16 protein-coding genes are annotated in these 16,203 nt (G+C 64.8%); 5 read left to right on the forward strand and 11 right to left on the reverse strand.

Annotated elements, in window-relative coordinates:
* Positions 1-117: 117 nt before the first annotated feature.
* Positions 118-1,026, forward strand: coding sequence for a DNA-binding transcriptional regulator KdgR (gene kdgR, locus BX591_RS00750; RefSeq protein WP_111928853.1), 909 nt, complete (start codon positions 118-120; stop codon positions 1,024-1,026).
* Between the two features lie 70 nt (positions 1,027-1,096).
* Here kdgR and BX591_RS00755 read toward each other — a convergent pair whose 3' ends face one another.
* Positions 1,097-1,645, reverse strand: a complete 549-nt coding sequence (locus tag BX591_RS00755) for a cytochrome b (RefSeq protein WP_111929332.1) — start codon at positions 1,643-1,645, stop codon at positions 1,097-1,099.
* 298 nt (positions 1,646-1,943) lie between these two features.
* Positions 1,944-2,078 (reverse strand): hypothetical protein, encoded by a 135-nt coding sequence (locus BX591_RS37115; protein WP_276330755.1) that lies wholly within the window; start codon positions 2,076-2,078, stop codon positions 1,944-1,946.
* Positions 2,079-2,367: 289 nt separating this feature from the next.
* On the opposite strand from BX591_RS37115, the gene BX591_RS00760 reads away from it, so the two are divergent.
* Together BX591_RS00760 and BX591_RS00765 are read left to right on the forward strand one after the other, a co-directional pair.
* Positions 2,368-2,757, forward strand: a complete 390-nt coding sequence (locus tag BX591_RS00760) for a hypothetical protein (protein WP_111928854.1) — start codon at positions 2,368-2,370, stop codon at positions 2,755-2,757.
* A 77-nt stretch (positions 2,758-2,834) separates the two neighbouring features.
* Positions 2,835-3,083 (forward strand): hypothetical protein, encoded by a 249-nt coding sequence (locus BX591_RS00765; RefSeq protein ID WP_111929333.1) that lies wholly within the window; start codon positions 2,835-2,837, stop codon positions 3,081-3,083.
* 110 nt (positions 3,084-3,193) lie between these two features.
* On the opposite strand, the gene BX591_RS00770 is transcribed toward BX591_RS00765, so the two are convergent.
* The 5 genes from BX591_RS00770 to mprF all read right to left on the reverse strand — a co-directional run bounded on the left by BX591_RS00770 (position 3,194) and on the right by mprF (position 10,732).
* A complete protein-coding gene (locus tag BX591_RS00770) occupies positions 3,194-3,445 on the reverse strand; it encodes a hypothetical protein (RefSeq protein WP_111928855.1) in 252 nt (83 codons plus the stop codon).
* Between the two features lie 208 nt (positions 3,446-3,653).
* Entirely contained in the window at positions 3,654-4,826 is a 1,173-nt protein-coding gene (locus tag BX591_RS00775; protein ID WP_111928856.1) for a 4-hydroxybenzoate 3-monooxygenase, read from the reverse strand.
* Positions 4,827-5,111: 285 nt separating this feature from the next.
* Positions 5,112-6,683, reverse strand: a complete 1,572-nt coding sequence (gene ilvA, locus BX591_RS00780; RefSeq protein ID WP_111928857.1) for a threonine ammonia-lyase, biosynthetic — start codon at positions 6,681-6,683, stop codon at positions 5,112-5,114.
* A 273-nt stretch (positions 6,684-6,956) separates the two neighbouring features.
* Positions 6,957-8,222: a virulence factor family protein gene (locus BX591_RS00785; RefSeq protein ID WP_111928858.1), complete on the reverse strand. Its 1,266-nt coding sequence runs from the start codon at positions 8,220-8,222 to the stop codon at positions 6,957-6,959.
* The gene (mprF, locus tag BX591_RS00790; RefSeq protein WP_244146924.1) at positions 8,219-10,732 is read right to left on the reverse strand and encodes a bifunctional lysylphosphatidylglycerol flippase/synthetase MprF; all 2,514 of its coding nucleotides are present in this window, start codon (positions 10,730-10,732) and stop codon (positions 8,219-8,221) included. The genes BX591_RS00785 and mprF overlap by 4 nt, the downstream gene beginning before the upstream one ends.
* Before the next feature lie 544 nt (positions 10,733-11,276).
* On the opposite strand from mprF, the gene BX591_RS36310 reads away from it, so the two are divergent.
* The gene (locus tag BX591_RS36310) at positions 11,277-11,423 is read left to right on the forward strand and encodes a hypothetical protein (RefSeq protein ID WP_167444481.1); all 147 of its coding nucleotides are present in this window, start codon (positions 11,277-11,279) and stop codon (positions 11,421-11,423) included.
* 170 nt (positions 11,424-11,593) lie between these two features.
* Here the strand turns inward: BX591_RS36310 and BX591_RS36315 are convergent, their stop codons facing one another.
* Positions 11,594-11,749, reverse strand: coding sequence for a hypothetical protein (locus tag BX591_RS36315; RefSeq protein ID WP_167444482.1), 156 nt, complete (start codon positions 11,747-11,749; stop codon positions 11,594-11,596).
* A 229-nt stretch (positions 11,750-11,978) separates the two neighbouring features.
* Between BX591_RS36315 and BX591_RS00795 the strand changes: the two genes are divergently transcribed.
* Positions 11,979-13,376 (forward strand): MFS transporter, encoded by a 1,398-nt coding sequence (locus tag BX591_RS00795; RefSeq protein WP_111928860.1) that lies wholly within the window; start codon positions 11,979-11,981, stop codon positions 13,374-13,376.
* Between the two features lie 30 nt (positions 13,377-13,406).
* On the opposite strand, the gene BX591_RS00800 is transcribed toward BX591_RS00795, so the two are convergent.
* From BX591_RS00800 to BX591_RS00810, 3 genes are read right to left on the reverse strand one after another with little or no spacing between them, the layout of a single operon-like run.
* Entirely contained in the window at positions 13,407-14,060 is a 654-nt protein-coding gene (locus BX591_RS00800) for a glycosyltransferase family 2 protein (RefSeq protein WP_111928861.1), read from the reverse strand.
* The gene (locus BX591_RS00805) at positions 14,057-14,764 is read right to left on the reverse strand and encodes an SAM-dependent methyltransferase (protein ID WP_111928862.1); all 708 of its coding nucleotides are present in this window, start codon (positions 14,762-14,764) and stop codon (positions 14,057-14,059) included. Before BX591_RS00805 ends, BX591_RS00800 begins: the two co-directional genes overlap by 4 nt.
* Positions 14,752-16,134, reverse strand: a complete 1,383-nt coding sequence (locus tag BX591_RS00810) for an acyl-CoA dehydrogenase (protein ID WP_420849315.1) — start codon at positions 16,132-16,134, stop codon at positions 14,752-14,754. Before BX591_RS00810 ends, BX591_RS00805 begins: the two co-directional genes overlap by 13 nt.
* Positions 16,135-16,203: the final 69 nt, after the last annotated feature.

The raw sequence follows: 16,203 nt of genomic DNA on the forward strand, positions 1-16,203 counted from the left end.
TGACGAGTGGGCGCCTCCCGGCAGCGCGAATCATGAAACTCAAGCCCGATAGCACGGCATAGCACGGCATAGCACGGCATAGCACGGCATAGCACGGCATAGCAAGGAAACACGGAAATGGCCGCAACAGGCAAACTGCGCAAAGACGACGACACCGCATCGCTGCAGGAGGCGGACAACGCCGACTGCGGCGCCGGCGGCGAGCGCGGCGAATCGGCTTCGTCGGTCGGCCGCGTGTTCGCGATTCTCGGCGCGATCGGCGAGCGCGGACAGATCGGCATCAGCGAACTGTCGCAACGGCTCGGCATGTCGAAGACCACCGTGCACCGCTTGATCCAGACGCTGAAGGCACTCGGCTACGTGACCCAGGAAGTCGAAACCGAGCGCTACCGGCTGACCATCCGTCTGTTCGAACTCGGCGCAAAGGCGCTGGAAAGCGTCGATCTGGTGCGCGAGGCCGACATCGAAATGCGCCGCATTGGCGCGGCAACGCGCGAAGCGGTGCACCTCGGCGCATTCGACGAAGACGCGATCATCTACATTCACAAGATCGACGCCGACTACGGCCTGCGCATGCAATCGCGGATCGGCCGACGCAATCCGCTGCACAGCACGGCGATCGGCAAAGTGCTGCTGGCATGGATGGCCCCGGCCGACGCGCGCGAGGTGCTCTCGCATGTGGAGTTTCGCAAGTCGACGCAAAAAACGCTCGCCTCCGCCGACGCCGTGTTGAGCATTCTGCCGCGTGTGCGCGAGCAGGGTTACGGCGAAGACAACGAAGAGCAGGAAGACGGTTTGCGCTGTCTCGCCGTGCCGGTGTTCGACCGCTTCGGGCGCGTGATCGCCGGCTTGTCCGTGTCGTTTCCGACCATGCGCTGCGGCGCGGATACGAAGGCGCACTACGTCGCGCTGTTGAAGGAGTCGGGTCAGGCGATTTCGGCGCGGCTAGGGTATCGCGAAGCGACGGCGGCCTCTGCGGCCTCTGCCGCCTCTGCTGCTGAAGGTCTCGCGGCAGAGCAAGGCTAGGCGAGTCACGCGCGCCGCCTGCGCGGTCGACGCCCCGGCACTTCAACGCACTACCCGACAGGTTGGCCGCTCATGGCAGCATGCGCTGCAAAATCCGGTCCCTCAGCACGAAGCGATGAAACAGCGCTGCCGCCACGTGCAGCGCGATCAGCGCGAACAGCACCCACGCCAGAACGCCGTGAATATCGCCCATCGCGTGACCGACAGGCGACCCCACCGGCGCGATGGCCGGATACGGCAGCAGACCCAGCAGCCTGACCGACCAGCCGCGCGACGACGCATTGGCCCACCCCAACACCGGCACGACCACCAGGGCGACATACAGCAGTCCGTGCGTGATATGCGAAACGACGCTGAGAACCGGCGACAACGCCGCGGGCGCCGGCCTGTGCGTGAAGCGCCAGACGATCCTCAGCACCACGACCGCGATCAACGTTGCGCCCACACCGAGATGCCACGCAATCAACCCGTCCGGTCGCGTGTCCTTGTGTACGTCCGGCATGGTCCAGCCGAGCACGAACTGGGCGGCGATCAGCACGACCACCAGCCAATGAAAAAACTTCGCTACGGCGTCATAGGCCATCAGGTCGCGGCGTGAACTGGCTTCGTTGGATCGCATCATGATGATTACGTGGGTGGTGGTTGGGCGGTGGTTGGGTTGTCGTGCAATACCGGCGGCGTCGCCTGGGCGCTCTGCGTGCGGCGCGCGCGCTCTGGCGATGCTACGGAGCAAAGCTTAAGAAAAGCTGATGTCAGGCGGATGTTGCCCGACTTGTGCGCGGTCCGACCGTCCGTGCGAGCTACGTCAAACGCGCGAGCGCCGGCTGACAATGTTGCACGGCGCCCTCAGTCTGCAACTGAATGTATCCGCTGCGCCAATCGGCAACGCAACACAATGCCGTATAGATAACGGCCGTTCATACATCGGACGCTTTACTCGCGCTGGCCACCGCATTGCGCGACGACGCGGCTTTTTTCATCGTGCGTTCAATGGCTTGGCCGCCCATGCCGCGACGGTGCGGTGCTCGCCTGTCAGCGTCGATCATCGCCATCCCATACGTCCTGCGCAGCTACGGCACGAGCCGGGATCGACACGTCCTGTTACACACGAACACATCGGTAATGGCGCCGCTCAGTAGAGTTCGGTCACACGCAACAACGGAGCAACGTCATGAAACGAATCCTCGCGCTGGTCATTCTCGCCGTCACGCTCGGCAGTGCTTTAGGCGGTTGCATCGTGGTGCCCGCTGGCGGCTATCACGATCACTACTATCACGATCGTTACTAGGCCTCGCTTGCGCCAGACCCCTCACACTCAATCGTAGAAACCGAGAATAAAACATGAGCAATTCACGAAGCCGCTGGTGGTCGACAGCGATCGTTGCAGGGTTGGGAATCGGCGCGTCGTCGGTGGCGCTCGCGCACGTCGACGTGGGTGTGAACATCGGCATCCCGGGCGCGGTGTATGCGCCGCAACCGGTCTATGCCGCGCCGCCTCCGCCGCCGGTTTACGCACCCGCTCCGCCGGTCGTCGTGGTGAGTCCGGGCTGGTACGGCGAGCGCTATTACGACGGTCACCGTTACTGGGAACGTCGCGAGTGGGAAGCACGTCATCGCGACGAACGCGAATGGCACGACGCCCGCGGTCCGCACGGCGACTGGCACGGTCCCGAGGGTCGCGATCACTACGATCATGGCCACGACGGCGATTGGCACGGCAACAACCATTGATGCCTGCGCCAGGCAGCGTCGCTGACGAAGCCGGAACGCGCAGCCATTCGCGCCACACCTATTCGAGGAGCGACGCCTTGCTACGCAGCGAACCACGACGCGTCACCGCGCAGATCGACGACAAGGTCGTCTGCGCCGAATACAGCGAACAGACCGGCCGATTATGTGTGCGTCAGGATGGCGCGCTGCTGCGCGAGTGGTTTCCACCGCATTCGTGGATGGCGATTGCTTCGGTAGCAGGCGCGCGGCATTGGGGCACGCGGCCAACGGACGACGATCTGATCGCGCTGCTGCACAACGAGATGACGTTGATGCGGACGTCGTGATGTCGAGCCCGATCCCGATTCAAGCGGGTTGTGAATTGTGAATTGTGGATTGCACATTGCCCGCGACGGCGAACTCGTCGCCGTCGCGGGCCCAAGTCGTGCGCCCGCGTTTAGCGAGCGTTGCGGATTGGCGGCGAATAGGAGCTCACCGTCGTGTCGTTGGCGTAACCCGCTTGCCACGTACCACGGCTGCCCGAACCATAACCGCTGTTGGCGCCCTGCGCCGCATTCTGTTGATCGGCCGGCGACGCCTGCACCGACTGCGCGTCTTGCGCCGCCGGCTGCATGGATGACTCGGCAAATGAGGCTACCGGCACGGCCAACGCCACCGCGATAGCAACGGTTTGAATGAGCGACTTCATGAAACCACCTCCAGAATTTGTCTCCGCATTTATTTCTAAACGCGCCGTGAATCTGGCTATCACCACAGCCATATACACAGTCTAGGTGCCCGGTGATAGGGGATAAATCCGCTAATCCTGAATACACTGTTGCTTTGCGCACGACAATGAAAACGACGGTGCTTCGACCCGTGCAGAGCGCCGCGTTACGCGCCCCGCTCGCTCATTGCTACGCCACGGCGACACCCACGTAATTTTCGGCCATCGCGGTCGCCGCCGCGCGTGAAGTCGTCACATACTCCAGCTCCGCCACTTGCAACTGCTGCTCGAACGGCGTTGCGCCTTCAATGCGATGCATCATGCTCGTCATCCAGTACGAGAAATGTTCGGCGCGCCAGATGCGCTTGAGCGCCGTTTCGCTGTAGCCGTCGAGTAGATCCATCCGATTCTCCGTGTAGAACGCGCTCAATGCGCGCGTCAGGACACGGACGTCGGCAACGGCGAGATTCATCCCCTTCGCGCCGGTGGGCGGCACGATGTGCGCGGCGTCGCCGGCGAGGAACAGCCGGCCGTGCTGCATCGTCGTGGAAACGAAGCTGCGCATGCCGACAATGTTCTTCTGAAAAATCTTGCCGTCGACGACTTGCCGCCCATCGTGCGAATCGACGCGTGCGTGCAACTCGGCCCAGATCCGGTCGTCGGACCAGTTGTCGACGGAATCCTTGGGATCGCATTGGAAGTACATCCGCTGCACATTCGGCGAACGCGTGCTAACCAGCGCGAAGCCGCGCTCGTGACGCGCATAGATCAATTCCTCCGACGACGGCACGCCTTCGCACAGAATGCCGAACCAGCCGAACGGATAGACGCGCTCGAAGTCCTGGCGCAGCGCCTGCGGAATCGCCGCGCGCGACACGCCTTGCGAGCCATCGCAACCGATCACGAAATCGCACTGCAGGTCGTGCGTTTCGCCTTCATGCTGGTAGCGGATCGACGGCGAGTCGGTCTCGATGCCGTGAATCGACACATTCGACACGCCGAAGCGCGGCGCGCCGTCCGCGGCCACGCGCGCCGCCACCAGATCCTTGATGACTTCGTGCTGCGCGTACACCGTGATCGAATGGCCGGTGAGTCCGGTCAGATCGATGCGCCGGCGTTTGCCTTCGAAAGCCAGTTCGAAGCCGTGATGCAACGCGCCTTCGGCTTGCATGCGCGCGCCCACACCCGCTTCGATCAGCAGGTCCATGGTGCCCTGTTCGAGCACGCCGGCGCGGATGGTGGATTCGATCTGTTCGCGCGAGCGCGCTTCGAGCACGACGGAGTCGATGCCGCGCAAATGCAGCAGATGGGAAAGCAGCAGGCCTGCGGGCCCGGCGCCGATGATGCCAACTTGAGTGCGCATGAGTTGTCTCCTGTCGACCGGCGTGGGCGCGCTAGCGCGTTCTCCGGTCCCATGACGTGTTGTTTGACTGGCGCTCAGTGTGGCGATCACGGCCTGTATCGCGCAACGCGATATGGCGGATAGGAGATATCTGGTTTTGAGATAACGGTAAGGCGTCAGCTCGTGGCGCTAGTGGATCGAAAAGCGCGCTAACGCTGTCCAGGCGGAGCTTGTGGCTCATTCGCCGGATAACCGTTGCGGGTTTGCTGCGTTCGGTGGACCTAAGGTAAACACCGACGCGTTTTACTAAGCGAGAAACAGGCGATAGACCGGATTCTGCGTCTCTTCCCAGTTCGGATAACCGAGCGTGGCAAGAAACTGGTCGAACGTGGGGTTCTCGCTTTCGGGCACCTGAATGCCGACGAGGATCGAGCTATAGTCCGCACCCTGGTTGCGGTAATGGAACAGGCTGATGTTCCAGTTCGGCGCCATCGACGACAAAAACTTCATCAACGCGCCGGGCCGTTCGGGAAACTCGAAACGGAACAGACGTTCGTGGTGCGCGAGCGGCGAGCGGCCGCCGACCATGTAGCGGATGTGCTGCTTCGAGAGTTCGTCGAAAGTCAGATCCACGGTCGCGAAACCGTGCGCTTCGAACGCGCCCGCGATCTGCGCCGATTCGCTGCGATTGCGGATCTGCACGCCCACGAAGATATGCGCGGAATTCGCATCCGCGATCCGGTAGTTGAATTCGGTGACGCTGCGCGTGCCGAGCAGTTCGCAGAAACGCCGGAAGCTGCCGCGCTCTTCGGGGATCGTCACGGCGAAAACCGCTTCGCGCGCTTCACCCACTTCGGCGCGCTCGGCGACGAAACGCATGCGATCGAAATTCATGTTCGCGCCCGACGTGATCGCGATCAGTGTCTGATTCTCGATGCCTTCGCGCTCGGCGTATTGTTTCGCGCCGGCGACAGCGAGCGAGCCCGCGGGTTCGAGCACGCTGCGGGTGTCCTGGAAGACGTCCTTGATCGCGGCGCAGAGCACGTCGGTGTTCACGAGCAGCACGTCGTCGAGATAGTCGCTGCACAGGCGGAAGGTTTCTTCGCCCACCAGCTTCACTGCGGTGCCGTCGGAGAACAGCCCCACTTCGCTCAGCGTGACGCGCTCGCCCGCTTTCAGCGAGACGGCCATCGCGCACGAATCGTCGGTCTGCACGCCGATCACCTTGATCTCCGGGCGCACCGATTTCACGTACGCTGCAACGCCCGCCGCCAGCCCACCACCGCCGATCGGCACGAAGATCGCGTGGATCGGCCCCTGGTGCTGGCTCAGAATTTCCATCGCGACGGTGCCCTGGCCCGCGATCACGTACGGATCGTCGAACGGATGCACGAAGGTCAGTCCGCGCTCTTCCTGCAACTTCACCGCGTGACCATAGGCATCGCTGTACGACTCGCCGAACTGCACGATCTCGACGGTCGGGCCGCCATGCGAGCGCACTGCATCGACCTTCAGTTGCGGCGTGGTCACCGGCACCACGATGATCGCTTTCACGCCCATACGCGCCGCCGACAACGCCACCCCCTGCGCATGATTGCCCGCCGATGCGGTAATCACGCCACGCTCCAGCGCTTCCGCTGGAATGTGCGCCATCTTGTTGTACGCGCCGCGCACCTTGAACGAGAACACCGGCTGGTTGTCCTCGCGCTTCAGATAGACCGGATTGCGCAGACGTGCCGACAGATTCGGCGCGTGTTCGAGTTCGGTCTCGCGGGCCACGTCGTACACGCGGGCGGTCAGGGTTTTCTTCAGATAGTCGTGACGAAGCGCGACGCTTTCAGCGGCTTCGGCCGCCTGGGTGAGTTCGTGTAACGGCAAGGCAAGCTCCTGTGCGGCAATAACGAATCAGCGGGAAATGCACCAGGAGGCAGGTAAGCGGACATAAAAAAACCCGCCTCGTGGGGCGGGTTAGTTTGTCACTTCGATGTCACTGCAGACCGACGCGCGCTAACCCACCATTCGATGAATGATGCTAATAATCAGCGCAATACGGATGTCGAGGCAGTTCATGTCGGCGATCTTCGTTGACTTGGCACGCTTTGTCAATCCCTCGTCACGACGCCCGACACGATGTGCGGAGCGTCGCGGCGATCAATCGTGCACGCCGCTCTGCTTCCTGAACGAGGCAAGAATGCGTTGCTCGAGCGCGTTGTAGTCGCGGCCGAAATGGTGGTCGCCCGACGTACGAATCACCTCGACGCCGGTCTTGCCCAGCGCCGGACACAACGTGTCCTTCTCGTCTTCGCCATAGAAGCATTGCATGAGCGAAGTCGGCACATGAGCCAGTTCCGGCTGCACCTTCAACGCCTTGTCGCTCGCCGGCATGCCGAGCCAACCGCCCACGCGAATCTGGAAATCGGCGTCCGGCGCGAAGCCGAGCAACGCGATCAGCGAGACCTTCGACTTCAGCGGTTCGGGCAAGCGGTTATAAGCGAACGGCATCACGTCGGCGCCGAACGAATAGCCGACCAGCGCGATGTGTTGCGCATGCCAGCGCGCGCCATAGGTCTGCATGATGCGCGCGAGGTCGCGACTGGTTTGCGCGGGCGACTTCTCGCTCCAGAAGTAGCGCAGGCTGTCCATGCCGACCACCGACACGCCGTCCTTCTGCAACGCCAGCGCAATGGTCTTGTCGAGATCGCGCCAGCCGCCGTCGCCGGAAATCACGATCGCCATCAGGCCGTTCGGGTGCGCCGCCGGCAATTCGATCAGCGGCAGATCGGAGACGTCGTCGTCGCTGGTCGACAGCACTTGCAGATGCGGCGTGAGCAACGCGACGAGGCGCGCGCGATCGGCCGTCCCCGTGGTCGCTTTGTCGACGAAGCCCGGTATCTTGTCGCGGATCACCGTGGGGTCCGGCGGGCACGGCTGGAAGCGTGCGTCGAGCGTGCGTTCGGGATCCACGGAAACCGCGCCGGCAATCGTATTCGAGGGCGCCTGTTCGAGCACATGCATCGCGAGCGTCGCGCCTTGCCCCGTACCGGCGACGATCGGCGCGAAATAACGGGCCGACTGCGATTGCCGCTCGAGTTGATGGCTCAGCGATTCCGCGTCGCCCACCAGCTTGTGGCAGGTCTCTTTCGTCGCGGCCAGATTGGCGGCATAGCGCGCGCTATCCACGCCGACGGTCAACGCGCCAGCCTTGGCGAGCGCCTCGGCGCTCTGCTGATCCGCCGCGCTCCAGCCGCTCGCCTGCGAATACAGCACCACGAAGCCGCGCAACGGACCCGTGGGCTGCGTCACCGTCACGTCGCCGAAACGGCCGCCCGGCACGGTGGTGGGGGTTGCGTGCGCGAACGCGCTGCCGGTGACGAGGCTCGTCGCCACGGCGAGCCGGAAAAACGATTGCAAGGTCATGAACGCCGGCCTCCTGCCAGCAATGACAGGTCCGCGAGCGTGAAGAACACGCCGACCGAACCCGACGCCGCGAGATAGCGCGGCTCCCAATGCGGTTGGAACTTGCTCTTGAAAGCTCGCAGACCGCGGAAGTTGTAGAAGCGGCCGCCGAAGCGCCACACGATGCCGGCAAACCGGTGCCAGCGCGACGCGAGCGGCGTCGGCTGCATGCCGGAAAGCGGCGCGATACCCAGACTCAGCGAGCGGAACCCCGCCTGCTTCAGATGCAAGGCGAGTTGCGTGAACAGATATTCCATCGCATACGACGACGCGCTTTCCACGTGACGCATCACGCCGACCGTCGCCTCGGTGTTCATATCGGTCGTCATGAAGGTCACGAAGGCGGCCGGCTCGCCGTTCTGGCGCACCAGCATCACCGATTGCGCTGCGAGGTATTCGTCGGTAAACGCGGCCACCGAAAAGCTTTTCTCGCGCGCGTCGCGGCTGTCGAGCCAGCCGTCGGAAATCTCGCGCAGCGTGTCGAGCGACGCCGGCACGTTGGCCTGATCGATCACTTCGACGCTGAAGCCGTCGCGCTCGCCGCGCTTGAGCGCATAGCGAAGATGCGCGCGATGCGAGCCCTTCAGATCGAAATCGTCGAGCGCCACGTGCGCTTCCTCCCCGAGCTTCATCAACGTGAGGCCGGCGTCGAGATACAGCGGCAAGGCATTGGCGCGTACCTGATAAAACGCCGCGCGGCCGCCGTGAGCATGGGCGAGCGCAACGAACTTGCCGATCAGACCCGCCCACTCTTCGCGCGGTCCCACCGGATCGTGCAGCGCGGCCCACGTGCGGCCGTATTTCGCGTACATCAGGAAGGCTTCGCGCGATTCGGAGAACAGAAAGCTCTTGTCGCCCATCAGCGCGAGACCGGCGTCGCTGCGTTCCTGCGCCCGCACGATGCGCGCCGCGTCGTGCAGATCTTCCGGCGCCGGCTTGACGAAGCGGCCCGCGGCCGGACGCAACAACTGCCAGAACGCGAAGATCGCTGCGAACAGACTCGCCGCCAGCGTCGCGCGCAGCGCGCGCGGCGCGCGTTCGTCGAAGGCGAATTGCCACCACAGGTCGCGCGTGTACGGCACGTCGCGGAAGGCGAACAGCATGACCCACACGGCCAGCATCAGCACCATCGCGATCGACACCAGCCAGCCCGACGTAAAGCGTTCGGCGAACAGCGACGAATGACGGTTGAAGCGCCGCCGCGTGGACAGCAGCAGCGCGATCAGCGTGCCGAGCACACCCGCTTCGACGAACGCGAGACCCTTGGTCAGCGACAGCCCGAGGCTCAGCACGGCCAGCAGCAGCGTCATCCACCAGGCGGCGTCCAGACGCCGCAGCAAGCCGCGCGCGACGAACAGCAGCAGCACGCCGAGCACGCTGCACAGCATCTGCGAACTTTCGAGCACCCACAGCGGCAGCACGTCGCGCAGAATCAGGATGCGTTGCCAGAAGGCGGGCGTCGCGCTGGAAATCACCAGCATGCCGCCGACCAGAAACGTGACGAGGCTCAGAAACAGCGGCGCGAGTTTCGACACGCCCGCCGCATGCCGCAGCGGCAAACGGCTTTTCAGCGCGCGGCCTTCGAAACCCGCGAGCAAGGCCGCCGACACGATCAGCGGCACCCCGAAGTAGATCGCGCGATAGGCGAGCAGTGCGGCGACCATCTGATGCGTCTGCACGCTGCCGTTCAGCGCGAACACCATGGCCGCTTCGAACACGCCGACGCCGCCGGGCGTGTGGCCGATCATGCCGAGCAGCATGGCCGCCGCGTAGATGGTGACGAAGCTCACGAAGCTCACTTCCGCATGCGGCAGCAGCGCCCACAGCGCAAGGCCCGCGGCCACCACGTCGAGCACGGCCAGGGCGATTTGCGCGAGCAGATCGCGGCGCGCCGGAATATCGAACGACAACCACTGCCAGCGCGTGCGCACCGGCCGGGTTTCACGACGGCACGCGGTCGCCGCCAGCGCGAGCGCGATCAGCAGGGCCGCGCCGGTCCAGCGCAGCGTGAACGGTGCGAGATGCAGCATCGGCGCGAGCGTGTCGGCCGCGCCCACCATGCCGAGCGCCGTCATCAACACCAGCGCGAGCGCCAGCGACACGCTCGTGAACACCGTCATCCGCCCGATCTGCACGGGCGTCACGCCCGTCACACCATAGACGCGCGCGCGCACCGCGCCGCCCGTCAGCGCGCCGAAACCGGTGGCGTTGCCGAGCGCGGAACCCGCCGTGGCGCCGACCCACAACGCCACGCGCGGCACCGTGGCGCCGAGATAGCGCAAACCGACCGCGTCGCGGCCGACCAAGGCGACGTAGCTGAGCGCGGTCGCGCCGAGCGCGGCGCTCCACTCGCCGGCGCTCAGATGACGCAACTGACGCATCACCGAGCGGTAGTCGACCGCTTGCGACAGATGTTGCAAGACGACCAGCAGCAGCCCGCAAATGACGAGCGCGAGCACGGGCGAGAGCATGCCGCGGCTGCCGAGCGTCTTCGATGCACGGCTCAGCAGCGCGCCGAGCCGGTCGAATTTCTTGTTGTTTCGGTGGAATAAGGTCAATGCGGGCCTTGCGTGGAGCAGTCGCGACGACGGAAACGTCCATCGCGGCGTCGCCTTACTCAGGCGATTACAAATGGATAACGGCACCGAATCGAAAAGGTTGACAGCGTCAGCCGGTTCGCCGGGAATTAACCTGGGGCGCGAATCGAAATGAGGTCACTCACGACCAGCGGGTGTGCCTGACGCGGGCACTCCGGTCAAAACGGTCGATCTTGCCGGATGCCGATGGCGGCTGACAGAAACCCTGCGGCCGAAAGGGGCTGAAGTTTAAACGCTAATCGGGCTGCCGAGCCGAAAGATTCGATCTTCATGCGACTTGCATGGTGCGATCGGGCCCACATTAATCCCCGGGCGCGCGGCATCAAGATTCGCGCGTCGTGTGCCGTAATCGAGATCAAGGCAGACGTGCAACGCGCATTGCACGCACCGAGCGAACCAGGACACACGAGGGAGAACGATGATGGCGGAACAGGATTGGGTGATGGCGGGGATTTATCTGGTCGGACTGGTGTCGATGGCGCTGCTGATGAGCGCGCTGTCCGCGCGTGCAACCAGGGAGCGCCCGCCGGTCGCGACAGTGCGGGCTCAGACCCACCGCGAGTAAGGCGCAACGGCCGCGCGACGCTACGACGCTTTGGAAAGCGCGGCGCCCTGCGCGGCCTGAGTGGGCGCGTTCACGCGCTCCGCCCGGTTGTCCTGCTGTACTACGCTTCTACGCTTAACGCTCGTCCGACTGCGCCTTGACTACGGCTTGGCCTCAGCGAGACCACTGCTTTACTGCGGGCGGCGATGCGCTTCGGCCATGATCGCGCAGGTTTGCAGATGGATGTTCAGCGCCTGCAGCGCCAGGGCGCGCAGCTTGCCGAGCCAGCTGTTGCCGGTGGTTGCGGTTGCGGTGGTATTCGAAACGGTATTCGAAACGGTGTTCATGGCGGACTCCTGTATAGGGTTTATACCTAGGCAATAACCCGATTATAGCCCTCTCGTGCCGCACCGCAACAAATATCAATAACAGTCGCGCGCCTTGTGGCTCTTATTCCCCACGGGAATGGCAAATCTCGAAAAGGGTTCGAACAAGGCTCTCGGGTGTTAACAAACCGCACCGTACAGGTGCAATAATGACCCCTTTGCCTGCGACCGTCCGCCGCAGCATTGCCCCATGACCGCCGCTCAGAAAGCCATGATCGCGCCCCTTATCGTCGCTTGCGCGATGTTCATGGAGAGCGTCGACGCGAACGTGATCGTCACCGCGCTGCCCGCCATGGCACGCGACTTCGGGCGCGATCCGGTCACCCTGAAAATCGCCGTGACGAGCTACGTGCTGGGCCTCGGCGTGTTCATCCCCGTGTGCGGGTGGCTAGCCGATCGGTTCGGCGCGCGCACCGTCTTTCGGACGGCGATCGGCATTTTCGTGGCCGGCTCGCTGCTGTGCGCGGCGTCGAATTCGCTGGCTACCTTCACGCTTGCCCGGTTCGTGCAAGGTGTCGGCGGCGCGATGATGGTGCCGGTCGGGCGCATCATCATTTTTCGCGTGGTCCACAAAGCCGACTTCATTCGCGCGATGAATTATCTGAGCGTGCCCGCCCTGCTCGGCCCCGCCGCCGGTCCGCTGCTCGGCGGCTTTATCACCACCTATCTGCATTGGCGACTGATTTTCTTCATTAACGTGCCGATCGGCATTCTCGGCATTTACCTGACCAACCGGCATATCGCCAATACGCGCGAGCCGGATCCCGGCCCGCTCGACTGGATCGGTTTCCTGCTGTCGGCGGCGGGCGCGGTGCTGCTTCTGCTCGGGCTTTCGCTGGTGGGCGGCGAAATGATCTCGAATCAGGACGCGTTCGGCATGTGCGCGTGCGGCGCCGTCCTGCTGCTCGGCTATATCGCGTACGCGCAACGTGTCGAGCATCCGCTGCTGGATCTGCGCTTTTTCAAGGTGCCGACGTTTCAGGCGAGCGTGCTGGGCGGTTCGCTGTTTCGCATCGGCCTCGGCGCGCTGCCGTTTCTGTTGCCGTTGATGCTGCAGGAAGGTCACGGCATGAGCGCCTTCGAATCCGGGCTGATTACCTGCGCGTCGGCGTTTGGCGGCATGTTCATGCGGGTGATCGCGTCGACCGTGCTGCATCGTTTCGGCTTCCGTTCGGTGCTGGTGGTCAACGCCGTGTTGTCGGGCATCTCGATCGCGGCCTGCGGCCTGTTTTTCCCGGGCACGCCGGTCTGGATCATCTGGGTCGTCGTGCTGCTCGGCGGCTTCTTCCCCGCCTTGCAATTCACCAGCCTGAATTCGCTGACCTACGCGGAAATCGCCAGCCGCGACGTGGGCCGCGCGACGAGCCTGGGCAGCGTCGTGCAGCAGATGTCGCTCGGTCTCGGCGTAACGGTGGGTGGGATCGTGCTGCAGATTTCGCGCGCGCTGCATGGGCATCCGAGCATCATGTGGTCGGACTTCTGGCCGGCGTTTCTGGTGGTGGGTCTGTGCTCGTTCGCGTCGATTCCGGTCACGCTGCGCATGCCGCATCGCGCGGGCGAGGAAATCGCGCGCGGCGGGCGGGGCTGAAGCACGGCCCTCGCAGTCACGGCGTCAATTTCATCCCGCCGCCCACGCCGCGAGCGTATCGCCGAAGCCGCCGCGAGCGCGGGCTATCGCGCGCGCGCTGGTGATCACGCGCGGCGCGGCGCTCCACGCAATGCGCGCGCCGGTCGCGATCAGCCGGTCGACCAGCGCGACGTCTTCGCTGCAGGTCAACGGCGGAAAGCCGCCCGCGCGCCGGTACGCGTCGGCGGACACCCCCAGGTTCGCGCCGTGAATATGCCGATGGCCATCGGCGTCCACATAGGTCTTGCGAAAATACTCGCGCACGCTGAGCGGATGCGTGGCCCAGTCGTCGACGGCGATCGAGCCGCACACGGCATCCGCGTCCAGCGACAGTTGCGCGACCAGCCAGCCCGGCGACACGCGGCTGTCGGCGTCGGTGAAAGCGAGCCAGCGGGCGCCGTCGGCGAGCAGATAATCCGCGCCGGTCGCGCGGGCAATGCCGACGTTGCGCGCCTTGAGGGTCAAGGTCTCGACACCGTAGGCGCGCGCGATGGCACCGCTGAAGTCGTCGCAGGCATCGAGCACGACTACGATGCGCACCGTTTCGCGCGCCAGCTCCTCATGTCGCGACGCGCCGAGCAGCGCCGCGAGGCAAGGCGCCAGCAACGCCTCTTCGTTATGCGCCGGAACGATCACACCGATCATAGGAGCCCCTCGCGTTGCGCTACCGAACGTGCGTCGCGCGACCAGACGTCGATCAGCAGATCGGCTTCGTCGTGATGCGCGAGACGCGCCAGGCCGCAACGCGCATCGAACAAGGCATGCGCGGTGTCGGCGGATTCGAGCGCCTCGGCGAAGGGCCGGCGCCAGTGACAGGCGAGCAGCGTGCCGTCCGGCGTGAGCGAGGAGGCGATGCAGTCGGCGAGCGCGGCGAGTTCGGCCGCGTTCAGGTAATAGGCGAATTCGCTGATCACGATCAGATCGAATGGGCCGGCCTCGGTGGGCCAGTCGCGTGGCACGGTACGTCGTTCGACCCGCACTTGCGATGCGGCGGCCATGCGCTCGCCGGCCAGTTGCACGGCGCGTTCATGGAGGTCCGCGGCGAGCAGCGCGTCGCAACGTTTGGCCAGTTCGAAGGTCAGTTCGCCGTTCGCGCAGCCGGGTTCGAATGCATTGCGGTAGCGCGGACGTGGCAACAGTGCGAGCGTGAGCGAGCGTTTGCGGCTTTCGTACCAGCCTTCGCGCAGGTGCCAGGGGTCGTCGCTGTGGCGGTAGAGGGCGTCGAAATAGGTGGCGGGTGAAGAGGCTGGGGATGGGGTTTCGGGGTTGAGGTTGGTGTCGTCGTGAGTGTTGTCGTGGGCGTCGGCGGCGGCGATCCGGTCCTCGGTGCGGGGCGTTAGAGCGTCCATGGCGCGGTTCCGGGATCGTGAGGTTCGAGGTTGACGTTGAGGTTGGTGCGCGAGTTGGCGTCGTTGGCGTTGGCGTTCCGGTCGGCGTTTCCGTCGGTGCTCGGGTTGGCGTTGCCGCTTGCACTTGCGTTGCCGTTGCCGCCGGAAGAAAAACCCGCGCGCGCATCGGTTCCAGCGTTGCCATGCGCAACCGTCATCAGTGCGCCGAGCGCGGCAAGATCGCGCTCGGCATGGCTTTGCCGCAGAAACACCGGCAGATCCGCCAGCGCGCGCGCAAAACGCGCGTCACGACACAACGGACCCGCGCCGAGCGCACGGGTCGCGTGAAGCATGACGACGTTCGCCGCTTCCTCCACGACGAGGCGTGCGCGCAATGCCACGCGTTGCGCGTCGGCGCGCGGGTTTGCATCGACCGACGCGGCGGCCTCGCGCAGCACGGCCGCTGCCGATGCCAACGCAACGTCGATCGCGCCCAGATGCGCCAATCGATGCGGGTCCGCCTGAGGCGAGGACGTCGCGCGCACCCGCTCACCGATCCGCGCGGCGGCGCCGTACCAGCACGCGGCGATGCCTGCGCCGCCCTGCCAGAAACCCGGCCGACGCACATAGGCGTGCGCCGTACCGATCAGCGTCGCGGGCGTCTGCGCGAAGCGGACGTCGGCACTCGCCGTAGCCTGCATGCCGACGGCTTGCCACTTCGACGAATCGATCGCGATCGTCGGATGGTCCATGACGACCGCGACGAGTACGGGTTCGTCATCGAGCCACGCGGTCACGAGCGCGTGGCTGACAACAGCCGCGCCCGAACACCAGGCCTTCGTGCCGGTAAGATGGACCCGCGTGCCTTGCGCGGCATGCGCTAGCGAGCCCGCTTGTCCCGCTTGTCCCGCTTGTCCCGCTTGTCCCGCTTGTCCCGCTTGTCCGTCGCTCCCCGCTCTCGCCGCCACGACCCGAGCATCCGGCGGCTCCGCCGCCCACACCGCCCAGCGACTCCCCGACGTCGTAACGGGACCGCCGAGCTCGGCAAGAATCGCCAACGCATCCGTATGGCCTTCGAACAGTTTGACCAGCCCGAGATCGCAAGCAGCCACCGCAGCCAGCGCGCGCCACCGCGCCAGCGTCTGGCCATGGCCCGGCAGCGGAACAAACGGCGCGCGATCGCAGCCATATTCGACCAGCGCGCGCAAAACATCGCCTAACGAAGCGGGATCATGCGGATCGAACCTCGTGTTGCGCAGAAAGTCTTCCAACGCCACCCAAGGCGCCGCCATCGGCTGCGCGCGCGCTGGCTCACGCGAGCGGTGAGCTATGCCAGACCTTTGCGGTGGCCGCGCGCTTACGCCGGCTATACGATCACGCGTATCGAGCATCCGTGCCTCCCTGAAACTGTCGATCGGGCGTCGGCGGAAAGTCAGACGCCGCCGCGCATACGGACAGTC

This window comes from Paraburkholderia bryophila (assembly GCF_003269035.1).
Taxonomy (GTDB): Bacteria; Pseudomonadota; Gammaproteobacteria; order Burkholderiales; family Burkholderiaceae; genus Paraburkholderia; species Paraburkholderia bryophila.

Excerpts from the sequence above, each read along its gene's own strand:
- kdgR (WP_111928853.1), top strand. The coding sequence starts at position 118 with ATGGCCGCAACAGGCAAACTGCGCAAAGACGACGACACCGCATCGCTG.
- BX591_RS00785 (WP_111928858.1), bottom strand. The coding sequence starts at position 8,222 with ATGACCTTGCAATCGTTTTTCCGGCTCGCCGTGGCGACGAGCCTCGTC.
- BX591_RS36310 (WP_167444481.1), top strand. The coding sequence starts at position 11,277 with ATGATGGCGGAACAGGATTGGGTGATGGCGGGGATTTATCTGGTCGGA.
- mprF (WP_244146924.1), bottom strand. The coding sequence starts at position 10,732 with ATGCTCTCGCCCGTGCTCGCGCTCGTCATTTGCGGGCTGCTGCTGGTC.
- BX591_RS00755 (WP_111929332.1), bottom strand. The coding sequence starts at position 1,645 with ATGCGATCCAACGAAGCCAGTTCACGCCGCGACCTGATGGCCTATGAC.
- BX591_RS00775 (WP_111928856.1), bottom strand. The coding sequence starts at position 4,826 with ATGCGCACTCAAGTTGGCATCATCGGCGCCGGGCCCGCAGGCCTGCTG.
- BX591_RS00810 (WP_420849315.1), bottom strand. The coding sequence starts at position 16,134 with ATGCTCGATACGCGTGATCGTATAGCCGGCGTAAGCGCGCGGCCACCG.
- BX591_RS00800 (WP_111928861.1), bottom strand. The coding sequence starts at position 14,060 with ATGATCGGTGTGATCGTTCCGGCGCATAACGAAGAGGCGTTGCTGGCG.
- BX591_RS00760 (WP_111928854.1), top strand. The coding sequence starts at position 2,368 with ATGAGCAATTCACGAAGCCGCTGGTGGTCGACAGCGATCGTTGCAGGG.
- BX591_RS37115 (WP_276330755.1), bottom strand. The coding sequence starts at position 2,078 with ATGGCGATGATCGACGCTGACAGGCGAGCACCGCACCGTCGCGGCATG.
- BX591_RS00805 (WP_111928862.1), bottom strand. The coding sequence starts at position 14,764 with ATGGACGCTCTAACGCCCCGCACCGAGGACCGGATCGCCGCCGCCGAC.
- BX591_RS36315 (WP_167444482.1), bottom strand. The coding sequence starts at position 11,749 with ATGAACACCGTTTCGAATACCGTTTCGAATACCACCGCAACCGCAACC.
- BX591_RS00795 (WP_111928860.1), top strand. The coding sequence starts at position 11,979 with ATGACCGCCGCTCAGAAAGCCATGATCGCGCCCCTTATCGTCGCTTGC.
- BX591_RS00770 (WP_111928855.1), bottom strand. The coding sequence starts at position 3,445 with ATGAAGTCGCTCATTCAAACCGTTGCTATCGCGGTGGCGTTGGCCGTG.